The following is a 598-nucleotide window of genomic DNA, read 5'->3' as shown; positions in this document are numbered from 1 at the left end:
ATTTGCTGCTCAACGGATTTGCGTTCGGTCATCATTAAGTCAGCCAACTCGTCGATAACGACCACAATCAACGGCAGTTTTTCCAGAGGCTCAGGATCGTCAGGATTTAAGCTGAACGGGTTGAGCAATGGTTTGCCTGCTGCTTTGGCTTGTTCGACTTTTTGGTTGAAACCGTCCAAATTACGCACGCCGGCATGGGAAAGCAGGCGATAGCGTTTTTCCATTTCGGCAACACACCAGTTCAATGCTTGGCCTGCCTCACGCATATCGGTCACAACCGGGCAGAGCAGATGCGGAATGCCGTCGTAAATGCTTAATTCCAGCATTTTCGGGTCAATCATAATGAAGCGGACTTCGTCGGGCGTGGCTTTGAAGAGCATGGACATAATCATGCCGTTCACGCCGACAGATTTACCCGATCCGGTCATACCTGCGACTAAAAGATGCGGCATTTTTGCCAAGTCGCCGACAACGGGGGTACCTGCAATATCTTTACCCAAGGCAACGGTCAGTTTGGACTTGGCGTCGGTAAACACGGATGAAGAGAGGATTTCGCTCAACATGACATCTTGGCGTTTCTCGTTGGGCAATTCAATGC

General features: G+C 50.2%; 1 protein-coding gene. It reads right to left on the bottom strand.

The window, feature by feature from the left end:
• The coding region (locus ACTHUR_RS15930; RefSeq protein ID WP_440399637.1) for an FtsK/SpoIIIE domain-containing protein at nt 1–598 on the bottom strand (598 nt) is incomplete at both ends.

This window comes from Neisseria sp. P0021.S007, assembly GCF_051956855.1.
Note: the sequence above shows the minus strand (reverse complement) of the source record. Positions and strands in the feature narration are given on the sequence as shown.